Here is a 1,188-nt window from a genome sequence, read left to right as displayed (position 1 = left end):
GGGTGTCGGGTGTGGATTTGGATTGGGGTGTGGTGTGTGGGGGTGGGCGGCGGGTGGATTTGCCGACGTATGCCTTCCAACACCAGCACTACTGGATCGAGCCCGACCGCACCGTCGGCGCCGCCACCAACGGCACCGACGGCGGGTTCTGGGACGCCGTCGGCCGGGGTGACACCAGCCGGCTCGCCGACGGTCTCGGCGTCGCCCCCGACATCGTCAACGAGGTCCTGCCCGGCCTCACCGCCTGGCACTCGCGGCACCGGGACGCGTCCACCCTCGATGGCTGGCGCTACCGAGTGGTGTGGCGCTCCACCGACGTGCCCACCGGCGGGGAGCTGACCGGTGCCTGGTGGCTCGTCGTGCCGGCGACGTTGACCGACGACGCGCGGGTTGGGGCCGTCGCCGGCGGGCTGGCTGCCCGGGGCGCTGACGTCGTCACCGTTGCCGGCACCGACCTGCCCGCCGGGGACAGCCCGGCCGGGGTGGTGTCCCTGCTCGCCCTCGATGACACCGCCGACGACACCGACGCCGGTCTCTCCGTCGGGGTCACCGACACCGTGACGCTGCTGCAAGCGCTCACCACCACCGGCTTCGTGGGGCGGATCTGGTGCCTCACCTCTGGTGGCGCCGCCATCGATCGGTTCGAGGACCTGCCGCACCCCGCGCAGGGCGCCCTCTGGGGCCTCGGCACCGTCCTGTCCCTGGAGAGCCCGCACTCCTGGGGCGGCCTGGTCGACCTGCCCACCGACTGGACCGACGACCAGGTCGAGCGGCTCGTGGACGTGCTCGCCGACGGCCGCGAGGATCAGGTCGCCATCCGTACTGCCGGAGTGCTGGCCCGGCGGATGGTCCGCTGGCCCGCCGTCGGCATCCCCGAACGCCGTTGGCGGCCTACCGGCACGGTCCTGGTGACCGGTGGTACCGGTGGTATTGGCGGGCATGTCGCGGAGTGGTTGCTCGCCGATGGCGCGGATCGGGTGGTGTTGGCCAGTCGGCGGGGGATGGACGCTCCGGGTGCGGCGGATGTGGTGTCCCGGCTTCCAGGTGTTGAGGTTGTTGCTTGTGATGTGGCTGATCGCGAGGCGGTTGCTGGGTTGTTGGCCGATCTGGGTGAGGACCTGACCGCGGTCTTCCACGCTGCCGGCGTGTTGCGTCCGGAGGTGCCGTTGGGTGAGACCGGTCTCGATG

At 71.7% G+C, this 1,188-nt stretch carries 1 protein-coding gene; it reads left to right on the top strand.

The window, feature by feature from the left end:
- Nucleotides 1-53: 53 nt before the first annotated feature.
- On the top strand, nucleotides 54-1,188 hold a 1,135-nt coding region (locus tag B118_RS29355), incomplete at its 3' end, for an SDR family NAD(P)-dependent oxidoreductase (protein ID WP_238324161.1).

The sequence above is a fragment of the Salinispora pacifica CNR114 genome (genome assembly GCF_000514775.1).
Lineage (GTDB): Bacteria > Actinomycetota > Actinomycetes > Mycobacteriales > Micromonosporaceae > Micromonospora > Micromonospora pacifica.
Note: the sequence above shows the minus strand (reverse complement) of the source record. Positions and strands in the feature narration are given on the sequence as shown.